Below are 20,382 nucleotides of genomic sequence, written 5' to 3' on the forward strand. Positions count from 1 at the left end.
CATGGACCTCAACAGCGACCTCGGCGAAGGCTTCGGCGCCTGGACCATGGGTGACGACGAAGCCATGCTCGACATCGTGACCAGCGCGAACATCGCGTGCGGCTTCCACGCGGGCGACGCGAGGGTGATGCGCCGGGTGTGCGAACGCGCGGCCGAACGCGGCGTCACCATCGGCGCGCACGTCGGCTATCGCGACCTGGCCGGCTTCGGCCGTCGCGCGCTCGACATCGCGCCGGAAGACCTCGCGGACGAAGTGCTGTACCAAATCGGCGCTCTCGACGCCTTCGCGCGCGCGGCGCACAGCTGCGTGCGTTACGTGAAGGCGCACGGCGCGCTATACAACACCGCGGCTGTCGATCCGGAACAGGCGGCTGCGCTTGTCGAAGGCGTACGGCGCTATCACACCGACCTGGCTCTGCTGTGTCCTCCGGACTCCGAAATGCTGCGCGCGGCGCAAGCGGCGGGCGTGCCTGCGTACGCAGAAGCGTTCGCCGATCGCGCTTACACGCCCGAAGGACGGCTGGTGTCGCGCAAGCTGCCGGGCGCGGTGCTGCACGACGCTGACGAAGTCGCCTCGCGGGCGCTCACCATGGCGACCACCGGCGAGGTTGTCGACGCCGACGGCGGCAAGCTCACGCTACGGGCGGATTCTCTTTGCGTGCACGGAGATACGCCCGGCGCGGTCGAGCTGGCCCGCCGGATTCGCGAGCTGCTCACCGAATCCGGCGTGGTACTGAGGTCATTTGCGTGAGCACTGTACTGCGCTACGGCCGTTCCGCGTTGCTGGTGGAGGTCGATGACGTGCTCGGGTTCCAGGCGGCCTGCGAAGCCGCCCAGCCCGAGGGCGTCGTCGAACTCGTCCCCGCCGCACGCACCCTGCTGGTCCGGTTCGATCCGGCACGCACTGATTCCGCCACGTTGACTCGTTCGCTCGCTTCTCTGTCCACAGTGGACGTATCTGCGCGCTCCGCGGACACGGTCACCCTGCCGGTGCGTTACGACGGCGCTGACCTGGTAGACGTCGCCGAAGCTACCGGTTTGTCGGTTTCCGAAGTCGTGCAACGGCATTCGGCGGCCACCTACGTCGCGGCATTCTGCGGCTTCGCGCCTGGTTTCGCTTACCTGACCGGCCTCGATCCAGAATTGCACCTGCCGCGCCGCAGCACGCCGCGCACGCGCGTGCCCGCGGGTGCGGTGGCGATCGCCGGTGAGTACAGCGCGATCTACCCGCATCCGTCGCCCGGCGGCTGGCACCTGCTCGGCCACAGCGGCGCGCAGGTGTGGAACGTCGAGCGGGAGCAGCCGAATTTGCTGGTCCCGGGCACCCGAGTGCGGTTCGAGGCGATCCGGTGACCGGGAAAATCGAGATCCTCGCGCCCGGTCCGTTCGCGACCGTGCAAGACCTCGGGCGGCCCGGGTACGCGGCGGTCGGCGTCGGCCGTTCCGGCGCGGCCGACCGGGGTTCGCTCAAGCTGGCGAACCGGCTCGTCGGCAATCCCGAAACGCACGCGGCACTGGAAATCACCCTCGGCGGCCTGCGATTGCGGGTTTCCGAGCACACCGTCGTCGCGGTCACCGGCGCACAACTCCCGATCCGCGCCGGCGGTCGAGCCGCCGCCGTCGGGGCGCCGATCGTCCTGCGCCCGGGAGACGAACTCGAGCTCGGTGTCGCTTCGCTTGGTCTGCGCAGCTACGTCGCGGTGCGCGGCGGCGTGGACGTGCCGCCGGTGCTCGGCGCGCGGGCCACCGACACGCTGGGCAAGCTCGGCCCGCCGGTCCTCGCGGCCGGAATGTCGCTGCCGATCGGTTCGGTGGTCGAACGCCACCCGTGCGTCGACCTCGCCCCGCTGCCCCGGCTCGCCGAAGAACCCGTGCTGCGCTTGGAACCCGGCCCTCGGCTGGACTGGTTCACGCCGTCCGCACTGTCCACTTTGCTCACTGGTGCCTACACCGTGACGAACGACCTCGACCGCGTCGGCGTCCGTTTGGACGGCCCGGCGCTGACCCGCGCCCGCACCGGCGAACTGGCCCCGGAAGCCGCCATTCCGGGCGCGCTGCAGGTACCGCCGTCGGGAGTGCCGATCCTGTTCCTGGCCGACCATCCGGTGACTGGCGGCTACCCCGTCGCCGCGGTGGTGGACGAGGCCGATCTGGACCTCGCCGCCCAGCTCCGGCCCGGGCAACGGGTCCGGTTCACCATCCCGAAACCCGCAAGGTCAGATTGAGCCTGCCGGTCAGGCCAAGATCCGGATTCGCCGTGCCCGGCAACGTTTTCGGCACCCCGTGGAACGCCAGGCGCGCCGGGCCGCCGAACACGAACAGGTCGCCCGAGCGCAGTTCGACATCGGTGTACGGCCGGTTTCGGTTCTCGGTGTTGCCGAAGCGGAACACACACGTGTCGCCAAGGCTCAGTGAGACCACCGGGTCTGTCGAGCGCTCGTCTTTGTCCTGGTGCATGCCCATTTTCGCGGTGGAGTCGTAGTAGTTCACGAGCGCGACGTCGGGGTGGTAATCGTCGGCGGGCCGGTCGTAGGCGTCGGCGAGCGCGCGGCGGCCGAGGTCGGCCAGCCAGTCCGGGAACGGCTCCACCGGCGAGCCGTCCTCGCGCAGCCGTTCGTAGCGATAGGGCCGCCACTGCCAGCCGAGACAGACCGTGCGCACCGACATCACCCCGCCGCCGGGCAGCCGGGTCGAGCGGTAGCCACGCCAGCCGCGGCAGGCCGCGACGAGGTCGCGTTGTTCCTGTTCAGTGAGCCAGTCCGGGACGTGCACCGCGCCCGGCGAAATCTCCCGGCGCGGACGCGGCAGCAGCTCCATCACACCGCTCCGCGGCCGGTGGCCGCAGGAGTCACCCCTGGCGGGCGCTCCTGCGGCGGGTTCCCCTCGCCACTTGCCGCCAAGCTTTGGAGAATTCCACACCGTCACGGGACCCGCCAGGCTTTCGTCAGCTACAACTCGGACTCGCCACCGAGGGTATTCGCTGGTCACCATTCGTCACCCGAACTCAACGACGGTCACGCCGGCCCGGGCAGGCACCGGAGCACTCATCGCAGCGAGCGCGGCCGGCACCTCGTCCAGTCCGATCCGCGTGCCGATCAGCCCGGCCAGATCAATGCCGGACCGCTCCACCACGCCGAGCAATTCCGGGTACTCGTACGCCTGCAGGCCATGAATTCCTACGATCTCCAGTTCACCGGCCACCACCCGATGCATGGGAATCGGCGGCACTCCCTGGCTGGGCGGCATCAACCCGGCCTGGACGTGCCGGCCACGCTTGCGCAAGCTGCCCACCGAAGCCGCACAGGTGACCGGAGAGCCGAGACAGTCCAGCGACACGTGCGTACCGCCTTCAGTGCGCTCACGGACGTACGCGGCCAGTGCGTCCGGCCCGTCGAACGCGCTCGCGTCGACGCTCAGCACAGCGCCAGAACGCTCGGCCAACGCGCGCGCCTGCGGCGAGACGTCTACCGCCACCACCTTCGCGCCCGCAGCAGCCGCCAGCAGAACCGCGGAGATGCCTACCCCGCCGCAGCCGTACACAGACACCCACTGCCCCGCGCGTACGCCGCCCTGGCGCAACACTGCGCGGAAAGCCGTCCCGAAGCGGCAACCGAGCGCAGCGGCTTCCGCCGAGGACATCGAGTCCGGCAACGCGACCAGGTTCGTCTGGGCGTGTTCGATCGCGACCAGTTCGGCGAACGAACCCCAGTGGGTCGCGCCGGGCTGGAACTCGTCGTCGCAGATCTGCTGGTCGCCCTTGGCGCACTGCGCGCAAACACCGCACGCGCACACGAACGGGACGGTCACCCGGTCGCCCTTCTCCCAGCCCGTGACCCCCGCCCCGACCTCGACGATCCGCCCGGCGAGCTCGTGCCCGGCGACGTGCGGCAGCCGGACCGCCTCGTCGTGGCCCTGCCAGGTATGCCAGTCGCTGCGGCACACCCCGGTCGCTTCGACCGCGATCACGACCCCACCGTCCGGGGTCGCCGGATCCGGTACCTCCCGGACTTCAGGAAGCACGCCGAACTCTTCGATCACGACCGCACGCATAGGTCCGATCGTAGAAGCCGCCCGGCGGCGCGCCGGGTTGCCCTCGGCCCGGTGGAGGTCCGTGAGGGGAACCCTGAGGGAATCTGATTCCTTCGAGGTGGCCCTCACGGACCACTGCGGGAGCAGGAGCCACGGCGCTCAGGAAAGCGGCTGGCCCGGCTGATGGAACTGACCGCGCGGCCGCGGCGGGCCGAGCAGCCTGCGCAACGACCCGTCCGGGACGCCGAGGATCTGCTCGAGATTTCGCAAGGCCCGCAAGGATTCCGGGCGTTCTGGGCGGCAGCGTCCGGATTGCCAGTGGCTCAAGGTCGCGAGACTGACTGTCGTTCCCCTTCCGCGCAGCCGATATCTGATGCGTTCCAGGCCGAGCCCGCGGGCCCGGATGGCCGCGCGCAGCGCCTCGGCGAACGGGCCGCTTTCGAGCAATTGCCCGAGATCCCGCCCTGTCGCACTCCCCCGGTCGATCGTCGGTGTTCGCTGACCGGTCATCGCACACGCTCCGAACCATGTCGCTGGGAAACCTCGGAGCGTAGGCCGGATAACGCATGATCGGAAGGGTTTTCACCCTTGTGCGGACAGTGTCCGGGCAATCGCGGCGAACGGTTCCGCGTAGCCGGAATTGACCGTGACACAGGAAATTCCCCACCGCTCTCGCCAGCGGAGAAGCATTTCCCCAGCGGCGGCAGAGTTTTCCGGTACCACGGTGACCGCTTTCTCCGCGACCAGTTGCGGCACGTCAACCCCGGTGTAGCGGGCCAGCCACGGGGAAGGCTTGTCCCCGACCGCGGTGAGGTTCACCGCCAATTCGACGTCCCGGTCTCCGGCGAACGAGCGGAAAGTGTCCACAATGGAGTCAGCCTGGGCCTCGGTGGTGCGCGGCCCCCAGGAGAACGTCACGACATCAGCGGTGCGCGCGGCGAGCGCGAGCATTTTGGGCCCGGAACCGGCGAGCAATAGCCGGGGCCGCTCGGGGCGCTGGGCGAGCAGCTCGAGGGTTTCCGCCAACCGGGCGACGCGTTCGCCCGGCGAACCGAACTCGCGCCCCAGCGTCTGGGCGTGCTTGCCCGCGCCCGGATGGCCGACGCCCAGCCCCAGCAGGAAACGACCGCCAGTCGCCTGATGCAGTGAATCGGCCTGCCACGCGAGGGCACGGGCGTCGCGGAACGGATCGGCCAGCACGAAGGTGCCGACAGTGAGCTTGCTCGTGACCGCGGCGGCGGCGGGCACGAGCGTCAACGGGTCGAGCCCGCCGACCGGGTCGGTCGCGAACATCGTGTCGAGACCCAGTTCTTCGGTCCGGCGGGCCTGCGCGGTCCAGGACTCCAGATCCGGGGCGAACCCGGCGACGATCCCGAACCGGAACGGCTTGGCAGTAGTCATGCCGACCATCGTCGGCGGCTGGACGGCGCGGCACATCCGTCCGGCGGCGACACTCGCGCGTACGCCGCTCAGCGCAGGGTCACGGACAACGCCTGCGCGATCTCCTTGCCGATGGCGTGCGTCGCGGCGTCCGGCGGCTGCCCGACCTTGACGACCATCGGCCCGCCGAACGGCTGCCGCTCGACCACCTCGATGCGCTCGCCGAGCCCGATCGCGTGCTCGGTGAGGTACCGCAGCAGATCCGGATCGGTGTCCCAGACGCGGACGATCTCGCCGACCGCACCCGGCGGAAGGTCGTCCAGAATGCGCATCGGAAGCTCCTCGACGCTGCCGTCCGGGGCCGGGATCGGGTCGCCGTGCGGATCGCGCACCGGATTGCCGAGCTTGGCCGCGATGCGCTCGACGAGCCGGTCGGAAACGGCGTGCTCCAGCGCGTCGGCCTCGGCGTGCACCTCGTCCCAGGTGTAGCCGAGTTCGGAGACCAGGTACGTCTCGATCAGCCGGTGCCTGCGCAGCACCGACCGGGCGAGCTGCCGTCCCTCCGAGGTCAGCTCGATGCCGCGGTAGGGCACGTGCGCGACCAGGCCGAGCTGCGAAAGCTTCGTGACCATGCCCGACGCCGACGACGGGCTCACCTCAAGCCGCCCGGCCAGCGACGCGTTGGTGACCGCCTCGCCCCGTTCGACCAGCCCGTAGATCACCCGCACGTAGTCCTCGACCGACGACGACCTCCGGACGGAACCATCTCCCATGCCGCATACGATACGGGGCCGAGTCCGCCGGGGTCGGCCGGTCAGTGCTGCTAGAGGTCGCGGCCAAAGCCGCCGCAGCCGTCCGTCCGCGTCGCCGCGCACTCGCGCGGGCACCGTCGCCGACTCCCGCTCCGGGACCGGCGCGGCCTCCCGGATCAGGGCCGCCAGCGGTAGCGGATCCAGCCCGGCACCGGCTCCGCGCCGAGCTGCGCGTAGAAGGCCTCCGCCTTGGCGTTGCCCTCCTGCATGTCCCATTCGACCCGCCCCGTCGTGCGGGCTCGCAACGCGTCGAGCAGTTCCCGGCCCAGCCCGTGCCTGCGGTGTTCCGGGCGGATGAACAGGTCGTCGAGCCAGATCCCCGGCCGCCCTTCCCAGGTGGAGAAATTCCAGCTGCAGAAGGCGAACCCGGCGACGACGTCCGGACGTCCCGGCGGCGTGCAGATCAGCACCCACGCTTTCGGCTCCGGCCCGAACAGGTGGCCGCTCATCTCGGCGCGGTCGAGTTTGAGGTCGTGTTTGTCCTCGTAGACCGCGTGTTCCTCGATGAGGCTGCAAATCTCCTCGACGTCCTCGAAGACGGCCTCGCGAACGGGCATCGGACGCCCCTTTCTTGTCGGTGGTGGCGGCTACGGTGCGGGTATCAGAGCAAGACAGTCAGAGTCCGGCGCGGCGGAGCCGGGGTGCGGTGTTTCGAGACGGAAGGAGTTGGTGTGGTTGGCCGGTGAATCGACAAGTGAATAGGCGGCCGAGTCGGCAGGCGAGCCGCCGAGTTGGCGAGGATCGCGCCAGCCAACCGGCGTACTGTGCCGAGCGCAGGCCAACCGGCGAGCGACGGAACGCACGCACACCACGCACCGGACCGCGGCGAGCACCCAGCCGACGGGCGAGCCACCGGGAACACCCCGGCCACCCGCCAAGCACCCAGCCGACCGTCCGAGCCAACCGCTGGCCACTCCACCGCGTCCGTCACGTCCATCACCCGGCCTCGTAACGAAGCTCTCCGCCCACCGCCGTGCCGAGCACCCGCGCTTCCTCCACAGTGGACAGTGGGTCCGCGGACAGCACGACGAAGTCCGCGAGCTTCCCCGGCTCCAACGTGCCGAGGTAGCTCTCCGCGAAGGTGGCATAGGCCGAGCCGTACGTGTAAGCGCGCAGGGCCTCCGCCGGGGTCAGCGCTTCCTCGACCGAGAACGGTTCGCCGGTGGACGTCCGGCGGCGGACCATGTCGGCGAGGCCCAGCAGCGGGGCACCGTCGACGACGGGGCGGTCTGAACTGGCGGGCAGGACGCATCCGGCGTCGAGGACGCTGCGCAGGCGATAGCACCACGGCACCCGTGCTTCGCCGAGGGCCGCGCGCATGCCGTCGCCCAGTTCGTTGACGAACCGGCCCTGCGGGGACGCGATGAGGCCCAGCGACGCCAGGCGGGTCAGCTCCGCGGGCGGGAGCACGGCGCAGTGCTCGATGCGGTGCCGGTGGTCGGCGCGCGGGGTGGCGGCCAGTGCGGCTTCGTAGGCGTCCAGGACGACCGTGATGGCTCGGTCGCCGATGGCGTGGGTCGCGATTTGCCAGCCGGCGTCGTGCGCTTGGCGGATGGTGCGTGCCAGTTCGTCCTCGGGCACCTGGAAGTAGCCGCGGTTGTCCGGTTCGCCGTCGAACGGTTCGTGCATCGCGCAGGTGCGGCCGACCAGCGAGCCGTCGGCGAAGAGCTTCATCGGGCCGATGCGCAGCCACTCGTCGCCGAGACCGGTGCGCAGGCCGAGGTCGAGGCCGAAACCGGCGCCGTCGGGCAGGTCGTGCAGCACGCTCGCGGCGACCATCACCGTGCTGCGCACTCGCAGGACGCCGCGTTCGCGCGCGAGCTGGTAAGCGGCCAGCTCCGCGGGTGTCTCGCCGACCAGGCCGCCGCCGATTCCGGCTTCCTGGACGCTCGTGATGCCCTCGGACAGGTACTGCTGGCTCGCGCGGTCGAGGCCTCGCACCACCGATTCGAGCGGCGTCGGGTACGTCAGCGGGCGCAGCAACAGCTGCGCCTGCTCGCGCAGCAGGCCGGTCGGCGAGCCGTCGGGCGAGCGGACCACGTCGCCACCGACCGGGACGTTCGCGAGGTCCAGCTGGTCCAGCACCGCGGAGTTGACCAGCGTCATGTGCCCGGACGTGTGCTTGAGCCGCACGAGCATGCCGGGCGCGGCGCGGTCGAGGCCGTGCCGGTCGGGATGGTCGCCGCCGGCGAGTTTGTTCTGGTCGTAGCCGCTGCCGACGACCCAGCTGCCCGCGGGCAGTTCGGCCGCGCGCCGCGCCACCGCGTCGTACACCTCGTCGACGCTGCGGCAGTCGCTGAGCGGGACGTCGTCCAGGCCCATGCCGAACCAGGCCATGTGGTTGTGCGCGTCGTGGAACCCGGGCGCGACGAACCCCCCGCCGAGGTCCACCCGGCGGCGGGCGGACAGTTCGCGAGCGTCGTCGCCCAGCGCCACGATCCGGCCGTGCAGCACCGCCAGCGCGGTTTCGCCGGTGACCAGCCTGGCGTTCTCGTACACCGCGTCAACCTGCATGCCCTGGACACTATCGATCGATCGATCGAACGTCTAGGCTCGCCTCCATGAGCACCGTTGACCTGGCCCTCGAGGGCGGTATCGCGCAGATCCGGCTGAACCGGCCCGAGCGGCTCAACGCTGTCGCACCCGTGCTGGTGGACGACTTCCTGACCGCGCTGGAGGCAGTCGCGCAGAGTGACGCCCGCGTCGTGCTGCTGTCGGGCAACGGCCGCGCCTTCTGCGCCGGGCACGACTTGAAGGAACCCACCCCCGAGGGTGATTCCCGGGCGCGGCTGGAGCGGCTCCAGGACGTCACGCGCCGGCTGCGCGCGCTGCGTCAGCCGGTGATCGCCGCCGTGCACGGGTACGCGATCGGCGCGGGTGCGGAGTTCGCGCTGGGCTGCGACCTGATCCTGGCCGCCGAGGACGCGGTGTTCGCGTTCCCCGAGGTTTCGCTGGGGCTGAGCGTCACCGGTGCCGCGTCGAGGCTGCTCCCGCTGCTGGTCGGGCCGGTCAAGGCGAAGGAACTGCTGCTGCTCGGCGACCGGTTCGACGGCCGTCGCGCGCATGACCTCGGCCTCGTCAACGCTGCCGTACCGGCCGACGAGCTGATGCCCCTCGCGCTCGGCTGGGCCGAGAAGATCGCACATCATCCGCCGGCGGCCGCGACGATGGCGAAGCGGGCGCTGGACGCCGGGATCGACCACGCCTTCGATTCGGCGCTGGAGCTCGAGGTCACCCACGCCCTGATCACCGAGCACTCGGCCGCCGTCCGCGAGTCGACCGAAGCGTTCCGGAGCCGGTCGTGACGCCGCTGCAGAACGTCGACACCCTGGTCGCGCTGGTCACCCGCGCCGCACAACTCTGGCCCGAACGCACCGCGTGGATCTTCGACAGCACCGGCGCCCGGTTCACTTTCGCCGAGGTCGACGACCGCAGCGGACGCCTCGCGAAAGCACTCCAAGACCACGGCATCCAGGCGGGCGATCGCGTCGCGGTAATGCTCCGCAACGAGCCGGAATTCCCGCTCATGTGGCTCGCGCTCGCCAAACTCGGCGCAGTTCTGGTCCCGGTGAACATCAACTACCGCGAATTCGACGGTGCGCACGTCCTGCGCCACTCCGGCGCACGACTGGCGGTAGCCGCCGAAGAGTTCGTGGAACTGCTGGAGAAAATCGCACCCGAAACCGCCGTGGAACGCGTCCTCACCCCGGACGCGCTGCGGTCGGAAACGCGTTACGAACCCGAGCAGGTAGTCGCCGAACAGCCGGTCAACATCCAGTACACCTCGGGCACCACCGGAGCGCCGAAGGGCTGCGTGCTGCCGCACCGGTACTGGACCACGCTCGCGATCGGCCTCGCCACCGGCTTCCCGTCCATCAGCGAAGACGACGTTCTGCTTACCGCGCAACCCTTCCACTACATTGATCCACAGTGGAACGTCGCGCTCGCGCTGGCCGCCGGTGCGACGCTCGTCGTGCTGGACCGCTTCCACCCCTCCACGTTCTGGGCGAAGGTCCGCGATTACGAGGTCACCTGGTTCTACTGCCTCGGCCTGATGCCGACGCTCCTGCTGCGACAGCCGCCGCATCCGGACGACCGGAACCACCGCGTCCGCGCGATCAGCGCCTCGGCGATCCCGCCTGACCTGCACGCTCAGCTCGAGCAACGCTGGGGCGTGCCGTGGTACGAGGCGTTCGGGATGACCGAGACCGGCGGGGACATCCGGGTTCCCGAGTCCGACCACGACGCCGCGGTGGGCACCGGCTGCATTGGACGGCCGACCCGCGACCGCGAGGTGATGATCGCCGACGAGAACGGGAAACCGTTGCCACGCGGGGAGACCGGCGAACTGCTGATCCGAGGCGTCGGGCTGATGCACGGCTACCACGACGATCCCGAAGCGACCGCGCGCGCCTTCGCCGGCGGCTGGTTCCACACCGGCGACCTCGCGCGAATGGACGCCGAGGGCCGGGTCTACTACCTCGGCCGCACCAAGGACATGATCCGGCGCAGCGGCGAGAACATCTCCGCCGACGAGGTCGAGCGCGCCCTGCTGCAACATCCGAAAGTGCAGCTCGCGGCCGTGCTCGCGGTGCCGGACGAGCTGCGCGGCGAGGAAGTGAAGGCCTACGTCGTGTGCGGCGAGGACCGGCCGTCGCCCGAGGAACTGGCGGAGTTCTGCACGCGGCAACTGGCGTACTTCAAGGTGCCGAGGTTCTGGACGTTCGCCGACGACCTGCCGCGCACTCCGTCGGAACGCGTCGCGAAGGGCGAGCTGCGCAAGGTCGGCGACCTCCGCGCCGGTTCCTGGGACCGCAGCACCGGGGAGTGGTTGTGAGCAGCGCCGAACGGGTCCGGGCGGCGGCCGTGAAACTGTTCGCCACCAAGGGTTTCCACGGCACAGGCATCCGGGATCTGGCGCAGGAGGCCGAACTTTCTTCGGCGACGCTCTACCACTACATGGGCACCAAGGAAGATCTTCTTGTCGAAATCATGACGACTTCGCTGCGCCGCCTGATCGACGCGGTCGCGAAGGCCACCGCGGGCAGTGCCGATCCCGTGGTCCGGTTGCGCACGCTGGTCGCGTTGCACGTCCTCGCGCACGCCGCCCAGCCAGGAGAAACCCGGGTGGTGGACAACGAAGTCGACGCGCTTTCGGCTCCAGCGCGTGCCCGGGTCGTCGCGCTGCGGGACGAATACGAGCGGTATTGGGCCGAGGCGATCGAAGACGGCGCCGCGGCGAACGTGTTCCACACCGCACAACCGACCGTGACGCGGCTCGCGTTGCTGGAAATGTGCAGCGGCGTGGCCCGATGGTATTCGCCGAAGGGCCCGCTCAAGCTGGAAGACCTGGCCACCCACTACGCGGAACTGGCGTTGCGGGTCCTCGGACATCCGGTCGCGGTGCGTGCGGACGACCTCCGGCACTGCCTCGAAGTGGTCGCCCAAGTGTGGGATCTGCCCGGCGAGGAGGGCTTTTAGGGCCATACGCCTTGCTCAGACGGCGAACGTGGGGGACGCTCGAAGAGTGAGTGAGCAAACGATCCAACTCGAACTGGACGAATCGGGGCTCTCGCCCGGCCTGCCCGCACCTTCCAACCCGCGCGATCAGGTCCAAGACGTCCCGTATCGGCCGGTCGAATTCCGCGACGACGATCTGCCCAGCGCCCTCGAGCGCTGTGCGGTATGGCTGCGTCAGGCGCAGGAGTGGCTCGGCGAACCGCTTGACGTGCTCGCGATCCACCTCGACTACGACGAGCGACAGGGATCGCCCTACTACGACGTGAAGGTGCTCTGCAACGAGGAGGACCTAGCCGGGGTCCCGATCGCGATGCGCAACAACAGCAAGTAGCACTCGTCAGCCACGCCGCGAAGGCCCTCTCGGACTCCGAGGGGGCCTTCGCCGCGTTCGCGGATAGGGGCATGACAAACCTCGGTGCGCCCCGGCAAGATCGGAGGCGGACGAGGGAGGGTATTGCCGGTGACCGAAATCGTGGTGCGCTGGTCCGAACCGCTGCCCGCGGAGGATCGCTACCTGAAGCTGCTGGACGAACTGGAGCGCGGCCGTTACGACGCCTACCGGCTCGAAATCGACCAGCGCCGCTTCCTGACCGGCCGGGTGCTCGCGAAGACCCTCGTCGCGGAACGCCTCGGCGGCGCGGCCGAGTCCGTGCGCTTCGACGCGACCTGCGACGACTGCGGCAAACCGCACGGCCGTCCACGCGTGCCGGGTTCGGACCTCGTGCTGTCGATCTCGCATTCGGGCGAGCTGATCGGCCTGGCGGTCGCTGACGGCGTGCCGGTAGGCCTCGACGTCGAACGGGCCAACCGCACGGCGGACGCCTCGCTCGTCGACTACGCGCTGAGCCCGGCCGAGCGGGAAGCCGTCGCCGGCCTTTCGGACGAGGAGCGTTCGGCGGCGTTCTTCATCTACTGGACACGCAAGGAAGCGGTGATGAAGGCCACCGGCAAGGGGCTGAAAATCCCGCTGCAGAGCATCACGTTCTCCCGCTACGACGCACCGGCCGAGCTGGTCGCGTCCGGTGACGGGGCGTTGGACCCGGCTCGCACCCGGCTCGCCGACCTCAAGGCGGCGGACGGGCATCGCGCCGCGGTCGCGGCGTTGACCTCGGACAGCCTGAGCGTCACCGAGGAGCGCTGGCTGCCGTAAGGCTCACGACGCGCTGTCGTCCAGCCCCATCGCGCCGAGCAGCGTGCGGAACTTCGCGATCGTCTCCTGGTACTCGGTGTCCGGATCCGACGCGGGCACGATGCCGCCGCCCGCGTAGAGCCGCATCGACGTCTCGGCCACCTCGGCGCACCGGATCGCGACGGCCCATTCGCCGTCTCCGGCCGCGTCGACCCAGCCGACCGCGCCCGCGTAGTACCCGCGGTCGAACGGCTCCAGCTCCCGCACCAGGTCGCGCGCGGGGACGGTCGGGGTGCCGCAGACGGCGGGCGTCGGGTGCATCGCGGCGGCGAGGTCGAGGGCGGTCACCGAGCGGTCCGCCAGCTCGCCGGTGATGGACGTCCGGAGATGCCAAATCGCGGGCGTGGAGACCAGCTCAGGGCCCGCGGGGACGTCGAGCTTGCGGCAGAACGGCCGCAGCGAGTCGACGACGTAGTCGATCACCAGCGCGTGTTCCTCCCGGTCCTTCGCGGACGCGAGGAGGGCTTCGCCGTTGGCCCGGTCGGTCTCCGGATCGGCCGAACGCGGCATCGATCCGGCGTGCGGGGTCGTGAACACGGAGCCGCCCGCGCGGGAAAGCAGCAGCTCAGGGGTGGCCCCGACGAGAGTGCGGCCGCCGGGCAGTTCGGCGGCGTAGGTGAAGTGGCGCGGATTGCCGCGGGCGAGGTTGCGCACGATGCCCTCGACCGGGATCGGCGCGTCGAATTCCAGCTCGAGCGCACGGGCCAGCACGGCTTTGCGCAGGTCACGCTCGCGCAGGGCGGCGATGGCCGCCCGCACGTTCTCGCGGTGGCCCTCGGCGGACGGGAGCCGTCGGGTGGCCGCCGGGGCGGGCAGGTCGGCGGCGGGCGGCGCCGCCGGGGTCTCGGCGTTGGCCTGGGCGCGATGCACCGTCCGGGGCAGCACGAGGTGCCCCGGCGAGGCAGCGCCGGGTCCGGTGTCGAACGGCAGCACGCCGACGGCGAGCGGCACGCCGGAACTGGCCAGCTCAGCGGCTGCCGAGCGGGCGAGACGGCGAGGGTCGGCGTCGGTGACCGTGCCGAGCGCGCCCTGAGCGAGCAGGGCCCGCCGGGCGGTCGCGAACAAGAAGTCGCCGCGCTGGTAGCGGACGGTGGTCTCGGCCGGGGTCGCCGGCGCGGTACTGGTCGTCACTCCACCAGCGTCTCAGGATCCGGGAGCACCGCGGGGAAAGTGTTGCCGGAAGAACACCTTCGCGCGCACTCTCCCCGCGGCTGCCGGATCGGCGTTACTTGAGCGCGTCGATCAGCGCTTCGCGCTGCCGTTCGCCCAGGCCAGCGGCCCGGCGGTCGGGGTCGATCCCCGCCTGCTCGAGCAGCGCGGCGACCTTGACCGCGCCCAGGCCGGGCACCGCCTTGAGGAGCTGCGTGACCTTCGTCTTGCCGATGGTCTTGTTCTCCTTGGCCTGCTTGAGCACCGACTCGATGCTCTCCTTGCCGGACTTGATCGAAGCGAGCAGCTCCGAGCGCGCCTTACGAGCCTCTGCCGCCTTGGCGAGGGCCTCGGCGCGCTGCTCCGGAGTCAACGTGGGCAGAGCCAACGTAATGTCCTTTCCTCTCAGGTCTCCGCTTTCGCGGCCGACGGTCTCAGCCGATGCTTGCAGCTGCAAGCGCTGGCCAGCCGTCACTTACCACGGCCCCAGTAAACGCCACGTGCCCGCGGTACGCGCAACCGACACGCACTTATCACCCGTCGACGGGCGCGGCGGACCTGCGCGAGGGGACCCCTCGCGACCTGTGAAAACGGCCTCGGAGGGCTCATTTCCGGCCCCATTACCTCACCCGAACGGGAGTGCATTTCGACGCAGTTAACACAACGCGTTTTCTTGTCTCGCAACAGAAACCGCGACAGAAGTGGATCATGAAAGACCGGGCGCGCCACCCGATGGCGGGAGACCGCCGGCAAGCCGTTACCGAACTTGTTCGTGCCCGATCCGGCAGATGCGCATTAGAGTCGGGCGCACCCCAGTTCACCGGCGAACTAGCACCACGGGAGTCACCCATGTTGAGCACGATGCAGGACGGACAGCTGTCGCTCGCGAAGCTGCTGCGCCACGGCACGAAGGTGCACGCGAAGAGCGAAGTCGTCACCTGGACCGGTTCAGAAGCCCGCCGGGAGACGTACGCGGAGCTCGGCAAGCACGCCGCCCGGCTGGCGAACGCGCTGCGCGGCCTCGGCGTCACCGGCGACCAGCGGGTCGGCACGTTCATGTGGAACAACGCCGAGCACCTCGCCGCCTACCTGGCGGTGCCCGCCATGGGCGCGGTGCTGCACACGCTGAACATCCGGCTGTTCCCGGAGCAGCTGGTCTTCGTGGCCAACCACGCGGAGGACCACGTCATCATCGTCGACGGCACGCTCGTGCCGCTGCTGGCGAGCAACCTGCCGGGGATGAAGACGGTCAAGCACGTCATCGTGGCCAACGGCGACGCGTCCGCGCTGACCGCGCCCGAGGGCGTCACCGTGCACTCCTACGACGAGCTGCTGGCCGCGCAGTCCGACGAGTTCGACTGGCCCGAGGTCGACGAGCGGTCCGCGGCCGCGATGTGCTACACCTCCGGCACCACCGGCGACCCGAAGGGCGTCGTCTACTCGCACCGGTCGATCTGGCTGCACTCGATGCAGGTCTGCATGACCGACAGCATGCGGCTCGCCCAGGAGGACCTCGCGCTGGCGATCGTGCCGATGTTCCACGCGATGTCGTGGGGCCTGCCGTACGCGGCGATGATGGTCGGCTCCTCGCTGCTGATGCCGGACCGGTTCCTGCAGCCCGCCCCGATCGCCGCGCTGCTGGCCGCGGAGAAGCCGACCTTCGCCGCCGCGGTGCCGACGATCTGGCAAGGCCTGCTCGCCCATCTGGACGCGAACCCGCAGGACATCAGCCACATCCGTGAGGTGGTGGTCGGTGGATCGGCCGCGCCGCCGTCGCTGATGCACGCCTTCGAAGAGCGCTACCACGTGCCGATTCTGCACGCGTGGGGCATGACCGAGACGTCGCCGCTCGGCAGCGTCGCGCGTCCGCCGGCCAGTGCCACCGGCGAGGAACGCTGGGCCTACCGCTACACCCAGGGCCGGTTCCCGGCGTCCGTGACGGCCCGGCTGATCGGCGACAACGGCGAGGAACTGCCGTGGGACAACGAAGCGGTCGGCGAGCTGGAGGTGTCCGGCCCGTGGATCGCCGGCGCCTACCACGGCGGATCGGAGGTCGATCCGGAGAAGTTCCACGACGGCTGGCTGCGCACCGGCGACGTCGGCAAGATCAGCCCGGACGGCTACCTGACGCTGACCGACCGCGCCAAGGACGTGATCAAGTCCGGCGGCGAATGGATCTCGTCGGTGGACCTGGAGAACGCGGTGATGGGCCATCCGGCGGTCGCCGAGGCGGCGGTGGTCGGCATCCCGGACGAGAAGTGGGACGAACGCCCGCTGGTCGCCGTCGTGGTGAAGGAGGGCCAGCAGGCCACCGCCGAGGAACTGCGCGAATACCTGTCGGACAAGGTCGCGAAGTGGCAGCTGCCGGAGAACTGGACGTTCGTGGAGGAGGTGCCCAAGACGAGTGTCGGCAAGTTCGACAAGAAGCGGCTGCGCGCGTCCTACTCCGAGGGAAAGCTCGACATCTCACACCTCTGAGCGGTAAATCTCCGGCGAGTTGTCGGCCTGGGAAGGGCTTCGTAAGGGAATCTGTTGCAGGCAAGGAGCCCTTCCCAGCACGTCGGAGGAGAACTGGGGATGCAGCAGCGGAGCAGGAGGTCGTTCCTGTCGTTGGCGGGAACGGCGGCGGTGGGCGCGGTCGCGGCCGCGTGCGGGTCGAACACCGGGCGGCCAGGGGACCCGCCGCCGTCCACGGCGATGTCGGCGGGGGCTCCGACCACCTCGCAGGCCCCGAAGGTCACGCTGCAGCAGTGGTACCACGCCTACGGCGAGGACGGCGTGCAGGAAGCCGTCAAGAACTACGCGGCCAGCTATCCGGGCGCGCGGGTCAACGTGGTGTGGAACCCGGGCGACTACGACTCGAAGATCGTCACCGCGCTGCAGAACAGCGCCGTGCCGGACGTTTTCGAGGCGCAGGTGAAAATCGACTGGGTCCGGCAGAACCAGGTGGTGTCGCTGGACGACATCGTCGGGCCGGTCAAGAACGATTTCAGCCCCGCCGTGCTCGCCGCGCAGACGGTGGAGGGCAAGGTCTACGGCATTCCGCAGGCCACCGACACGCAGGTCCTCTTCTACCGCAAGAGCATGCTGCAGGCCGCCGGCGTGCAGCCGCCGCAGACCGTGGACGAGCTGATCGACGCCGCGGGCAAGCTGTCGAAGGACGGCGTGAAGGGCTTCTTCGCGGGCAATGACGGCGGCGTCGGCACGCTCACCGGGCCGTTGCTGTGGTCGGCCGGGCTGGACTATTTGAAGAACAACAACCGCGAGGTCGGCTTCGACGATCCGCGCGCGGCCGCCGCGTTCAGCAAGCTGCACACGTTGAACGCCAGCGGTTCCCTGCTGCTCGGCGCGCCCGCCGACTGGTCGGATCCGGGCGCGTTCGTCGACGGGCTCTGTGCGATGCAGTGGACCGGGCTGTGGAACGTCCCGAAGATCCGCGACGCGCTCAACGACGACTTCGGCGTGCTGCCGTTCCCGAAGCTGGACGACAGCGGCAAGCCGTCGGTCCCGGTCGGCGCGTACGGCGCGATGGTCAACGCGAAGAGCGCGCACGTCAACGAGGCCAAGGCATTCGTGAAGTGGCTGTGGATCGACCAGACCGACAGCCAGCTGGAGTTCGCCACGCGCTACGGCTTCCACGTTCCCGCCCGGCAAAGCCTGATCGACAAGGCGTCGACGCTGCAAAGCGGCCCGGCCGCGGACGTGGTGAAGTTCGTCAAGGAGAACAGCCACCTCATCGGCGGTCCAGTGTGGACGCAAACCTCGAACACGGCGCTGTCGGACGCGGTCGCGAAGATCGCCAAGGAGGGCGCGGATCCGGTGGCGCAGACGAAGGCCGCGGTCACCGTCGCGCAGGCCGAGCTGAAACGCCTTTTCGGATGAGAATGTCCCGGAAGACCCGGGACACGCTGGCGTTCTGGGGGTTCGTGGGTCCGTTCCTGCTCGGCCTGGCGATCTTCGCCTACGTGCCGATCGGGTGGAGCCTGTACCTGTCGTTCTTCGACGCGCGCAACACGGTCACCCCCAGCGTCTTCGTCGGACTGGACAACTACGCGCACATGCTTTCCGACGGCCCGTTCGTCGCGAGCCTCGGCACGTTCAGCGTGTTCGCGGTGTTCATCGTGCCGCTGACCTTCGTGCTGTCGCTGGCGCTGGCGGTCGGCGTGAACCAGCTGCGGTTCGCGAAGGCGTTCTTCCGTTCAGTGTTCTTCCTGCCGTTCGCGTGTTCGTACGTGGTGGCGTCGCTGATCTGGAAGACGTCGCTGTTCTCCGGCGTCCGTTATGGACTCGCGAACACCGTGCTGGGCGTCTTCGGTCTCGACCCGGTGGCGTGGACCGGCACCGTGCATCCGCCGCTGTACTGGGTGGTGCTGGTGACCGTCCGGCTCTGGCTGCAGCTCGGCTTCTACATGATCCTCTTCCTCGCCGCGCTGCAACGGATTCCGCACCATCTGTACGAGGCGGCGTGGCTCGACGGCGCGAAACCGGGCTGGCAGGTGTTCCGGCACATCACGCTGCCGCAGCTGCGCGCGACGTCGGTGGCCGTGCTGCTGCTGAACCTGATCAACGCCTATCAGGCGTTCGACGAGTTCTACAACATCATGGGCGATTCCCGGGGCTACCCGCCGTTCGCCCGGCCGCCGCTGGTGTACCTCTACTACACCTCCCTCGGCTCCGGCGGCCAGGATCTGGGCCGCGGCAGCGCGGGCGCGATCATCCTGGCGCTGCTGATCGCCGCGGTGACTCTCCTGCAGGGCAAGCTTTTCCGGTTCGATCGGAGCGCGACATGATCCGCGCGGTGCTTCGCTGGACGGCGCTGGCGGTGTCGGCGATCCTGTTCCTGCTGCCGTTCTACCTGTTGCTGCGCAACGGCCTCGCCTCGCGCGCGGAGATCACCGCGCCGGGCTGGACGCTGTGGCCGAAGCAGATCCACTGGGAGAACTTCACGAAGCTGTTCGACCAGCAGGACGTGCCGTTCGCGCGCAGCATCGTGAACTCGGTCGTCGTCGCGGTCCTGCAAACCGTCGGCCTGCTGGTGGTGTGCTCGCTCGCCGGGTACGGCTTGGCGCGGGTGCCCTACCGCTACTCGAAGCCGGTGTTCTACGCGGTGCTGGCGACGCTGATGATCCCGACGTCGGTGACGTTCGTGCCGAGCTTCGTCGTGGTGTCGACGCTCGGCTGGCTCTCGGATTTCCGCGGACTGGTGATCCCAGGCCTGTTCAGCGCGTTCAGCGTTTTCCTCTTCCGGCAGTACTTCCTGGACTTCCCGAAGGAACTGGAGGACGCCGGCCGCGTCGACGGGCTGTCCCGCTGGGGAGTCTTCCGCAAGATCGTGGTGCCCAACTCGCGCGGTTTCTTCGCCGCGATCGCGGTGATCACCGTGATCGGCAGCTGGAACGCGTTCCTGTGGCCGCTGATCATCGCGCAGTCGCCGGACTCGTGGACGGTGCAGGTCGCGCTGTCCGGGCTGCTCACCGCGCAGAACCCGCAACTGAACCTGTTGTTCCTGGCCGCGGTGCTGTCGATCGTGCCGATCGTGGCGCTCTTCGCGTTTCTCCAGCGATATCTGGTACGCGGGGTCACTGAATCCGGGTTGAAGGGCTGAAAACCGTCACATCGCTCGGGGGTGGGGCGTAACGTTTCGCCGTTAGCCGCCGACGACTCACCGTCGCCACAGTCGCAGCAGGAGTGCACCCATGACGGACCCGTATCAGCAGCAGCCCTATCCCGGCCAGGACCCGATGCAGGGGCATCCGTCCGGGCCGGTGCCTTCGCCGGGGTATTCGTCGCCGGGGTATCCGTCTGGGCCGGTGCCGGTGCCGGGGTATGGGGCTCCGGGGTATGGGATGCCGGGGTATGGGGCGCCGGGGTATGGGGTGCCGTTGAAGACCAGCGGGCTCGCGGTGGCGGGGATGGTCGTGGGGATTGTCGCGTTGATCTTCTTTTGGGTTCCGTTTTTTGATGTTGTCGCCGCGATTACGGCTATTGGGTTGTCGTGGGCGGGGATGGTGCAGGGCGGGAAGCCTGGGTGGACTGGGCAGGGGATGGGGATCGCCGGGTTGGTGTGCGGGATTTTGGCGGCTATTCCGGCGGTGATTTTTTTGGTGTGGTTCTTTGTGTCGTTGTCCGCGGTGGGGGCTACCTGCGCGTTTTATTGCTGAGGTTCGGGGGGTTTGCGGCTCGTCGCCCTGGGGGCGACATTGCCGTGGGTGAGTTTGGGGCACCCCGAAGCCCGAGTGTGCTGACGGTTCGGGGGTGGGTTTTCAAGGGGGAAAGACGGACTCCCAAACCCCCCCCAACCAC

The 20,382-nt window shown here is 69.4% G+C and carries 22 protein-coding genes; 13 read left to right on the forward strand and 9 right to left on the reverse strand.

From position 1 onward, the window contains the following. Position 1 precedes the first annotated feature (1 nt). The 3 genes from ACZ63D_RS37920 to ACZ63D_RS37930 are packed head-to-tail and all read left to right on the forward strand — an operon-like array spanning position 2 to position 2,225. Positions 2–751, forward strand: coding sequence for a LamB/YcsF family protein (locus ACZ63D_RS37920; RefSeq protein ID WP_465359147.1), 750 nt, complete (start codon positions 2–4; stop codon positions 749–751). Beyond that, positions 748–1,353 carry a 5-oxoprolinase subunit B family protein gene (locus tag ACZ63D_RS37925; RefSeq protein WP_465359148.1) on the forward strand — a complete coding sequence of 202 codons (606 nt, stop codon included), beginning with the start codon at positions 748–750 and terminating at the stop codon, positions 1,351–1,353. Before ACZ63D_RS37920 ends, ACZ63D_RS37925 begins: the two co-directional genes overlap by 4 nt. Next, positions 1,350–2,225, forward strand: a complete 876-nt coding sequence (locus ACZ63D_RS37930; protein WP_465359149.1) for a 5-oxoprolinase subunit C family protein — start codon at positions 1,350–1,352, stop codon at positions 2,223–2,225. Before ACZ63D_RS37925 ends, ACZ63D_RS37930 begins: the two co-directional genes overlap by 4 nt. On the opposite strand, the gene ACZ63D_RS37935 is transcribed toward ACZ63D_RS37930, so the two are convergent. The 7 genes from ACZ63D_RS37935 to ACZ63D_RS37965 form a co-directional block, all read right to left on the reverse strand. Further along, positions 2,194–2,817 (reverse strand): alpha-ketoglutarate-dependent dioxygenase AlkB family protein, encoded by a 624-nt coding sequence (locus ACZ63D_RS37935; protein ID WP_465359150.1) that lies wholly within the window; start codon positions 2,815–2,817, stop codon positions 2,194–2,196. The two genes, ACZ63D_RS37930 and ACZ63D_RS37935, sit on opposite strands and share 32 nt — an antisense overlap. Positions 2,818–2,994: 177 nt before the next feature. After that, a complete protein-coding gene (locus ACZ63D_RS37940; RefSeq protein ID WP_465359151.1) occupies positions 2,995–4,050 on the reverse strand; it encodes an alcohol dehydrogenase catalytic domain-containing protein in 1,056 nt (351 codons plus the stop codon). A 138-nt stretch (positions 4,051–4,188) separates the two neighbouring features. Next, positions 4,189–4,539, reverse strand: coding sequence for a transcriptional regulator (locus ACZ63D_RS37945; protein ID WP_465359152.1), 351 nt, complete (start codon positions 4,537–4,539; stop codon positions 4,189–4,191). A 72-nt stretch (positions 4,540–4,611) separates the two neighbouring features. Further along, positions 4,612–5,430, reverse strand: a complete 819-nt coding sequence (locus tag ACZ63D_RS37950; RefSeq protein WP_465359153.1) for an LLM class flavin-dependent oxidoreductase — start codon at positions 5,428–5,430, stop codon at positions 4,612–4,614. Positions 5,431–5,498: 68 nt separating this feature from the next. Beyond that, complete coding sequence (locus tag ACZ63D_RS37955; RefSeq protein ID WP_101437417.1) at positions 5,499–6,182, reverse strand: metal-dependent transcriptional regulator; 684 nt, start codon at positions 6,180–6,182, stop codon at positions 5,499–5,501. A gap of 155 nt (positions 6,183–6,337) precedes the next feature. Then, positions 6,338–6,778 (reverse strand): GNAT family N-acetyltransferase, encoded by a 441-nt coding sequence (locus tag ACZ63D_RS37960; RefSeq protein ID WP_465359154.1) that lies wholly within the window; start codon positions 6,776–6,778, stop codon positions 6,338–6,340. 379 nt (positions 6,779–7,157) lie between these two features. Then, positions 7,158–8,735, reverse strand: coding sequence for an amidohydrolase (locus tag ACZ63D_RS37965; protein ID WP_465359155.1), 1,578 nt, complete (start codon positions 8,733–8,735; stop codon positions 7,158–7,160). Positions 8,736–8,782: 47 nt separating this feature from the next. On the opposite strand from ACZ63D_RS37965, the gene ACZ63D_RS37970 reads away from it, so the two are divergent. The 5 genes from ACZ63D_RS37970 to ACZ63D_RS37990 all read left to right on the forward strand — a co-directional run bounded on the left by ACZ63D_RS37970 (position 8,783) and on the right by ACZ63D_RS37990 (position 12,891). Next, positions 8,783–9,526 carry an enoyl-CoA hydratase/isomerase family protein gene (locus ACZ63D_RS37970; protein ID WP_465359156.1) on the forward strand — a complete coding sequence of 248 codons (744 nt, stop codon included), beginning with the start codon at positions 8,783–8,785 and terminating at the stop codon, positions 9,524–9,526. Continuing rightward, a complete protein-coding gene (locus ACZ63D_RS37975) occupies positions 9,523–11,058 on the forward strand; it encodes an ATP-dependent acyl-CoA ligase (RefSeq protein ID WP_465359157.1) in 1,536 nt (511 codons plus the stop codon). The genes ACZ63D_RS37970 and ACZ63D_RS37975 overlap by 4 nt, the downstream gene beginning before the upstream one ends. Next, the gene (locus ACZ63D_RS37980; RefSeq protein ID WP_465359158.1) at positions 11,055–11,702 is read left to right on the forward strand and encodes a TetR/AcrR family transcriptional regulator; all 648 of its coding nucleotides are present in this window, start codon (positions 11,055–11,057) and stop codon (positions 11,700–11,702) included. The genes ACZ63D_RS37975 and ACZ63D_RS37980 overlap by 4 nt, the downstream gene beginning before the upstream one ends. Positions 11,703–11,748: 46 nt before the next feature. Then, positions 11,749–12,072, forward strand: coding sequence for a hypothetical protein (locus ACZ63D_RS37985; protein WP_465359159.1), 324 nt, complete (start codon positions 11,749–11,751; stop codon positions 12,070–12,072). Positions 12,073–12,201: 129 nt separating this feature from the next. Next, positions 12,202–12,891, forward strand: coding sequence for a 4'-phosphopantetheinyl transferase family protein (locus ACZ63D_RS37990; RefSeq protein WP_465359160.1), 690 nt, complete (start codon positions 12,202–12,204; stop codon positions 12,889–12,891). 3 nt (positions 12,892–12,894) lie between these two features. Here the strand turns inward: ACZ63D_RS37990 and ACZ63D_RS37995 are convergent, their stop codons facing one another. Both ACZ63D_RS37995 and mihF read right to left on the reverse strand, forming a co-directional pair. After that, complete coding sequence (locus tag ACZ63D_RS37995; protein ID WP_465359161.1) at positions 12,895–14,061, reverse strand: isochorismate synthase; 1,167 nt, start codon at positions 14,059–14,061, stop codon at positions 12,895–12,897. Between the two features lie 94 nt (positions 14,062–14,155). Then, positions 14,156–14,467: an integration host factor, actinobacterial type gene (gene mihF, locus ACZ63D_RS38000; protein WP_050788348.1), complete on the reverse strand. Its 312-nt coding sequence runs from the start codon at positions 14,465–14,467 to the stop codon at positions 14,156–14,158. Between the two features lie 461 nt (positions 14,468–14,928). On the opposite strand from mihF, the gene ACZ63D_RS38005 reads away from it, so the two are divergent. The 5 genes from ACZ63D_RS38005 (at position 14,929) to ACZ63D_RS38025 (ending at position 20,240) form a co-directional block, all read left to right on the forward strand. Further along, entirely contained in the window at positions 14,929–16,557 is a 1,629-nt protein-coding gene (locus tag ACZ63D_RS38005) for a long-chain fatty acid--CoA ligase (RefSeq protein ID WP_465359162.1), read from the forward strand. A 99-nt stretch (positions 16,558–16,656) separates the two neighbouring features. Further along, the gene (locus ACZ63D_RS38010) at positions 16,657–17,961 is read left to right on the forward strand and encodes an ABC transporter substrate-binding protein (protein WP_465359163.1); all 1,305 of its coding nucleotides are present in this window, start codon (positions 16,657–16,659) and stop codon (positions 17,959–17,961) included. Continuing rightward, on the forward strand, positions 17,958–18,869 hold the full coding sequence (locus ACZ63D_RS38015) for a carbohydrate ABC transporter permease (RefSeq protein WP_465359164.1): 912 nt from the start codon (positions 17,958–17,960) through the stop codon (positions 18,867–18,869). The genes ACZ63D_RS38010 and ACZ63D_RS38015 overlap by 4 nt, the downstream gene beginning before the upstream one ends. Then, a complete protein-coding gene (locus ACZ63D_RS38020) occupies positions 18,866–19,684 on the forward strand; it encodes a carbohydrate ABC transporter permease (protein ID WP_465359165.1) in 819 nt (272 codons plus the stop codon). Before ACZ63D_RS38015 ends, ACZ63D_RS38020 begins: the two co-directional genes overlap by 4 nt. Positions 19,685–19,955: 271 nt before the next feature. Next, entirely contained in the window at positions 19,956–20,240 is a 285-nt protein-coding gene (locus tag ACZ63D_RS38025) for a DUF4190 domain-containing protein (protein ID WP_465359166.1), read from the forward strand. The last annotated feature ends 142 nt before the right edge of the window (positions 20,241–20,382 follow it).

This window comes from Amycolatopsis sp. NPDC104775 (assembly GCF_055583325.1).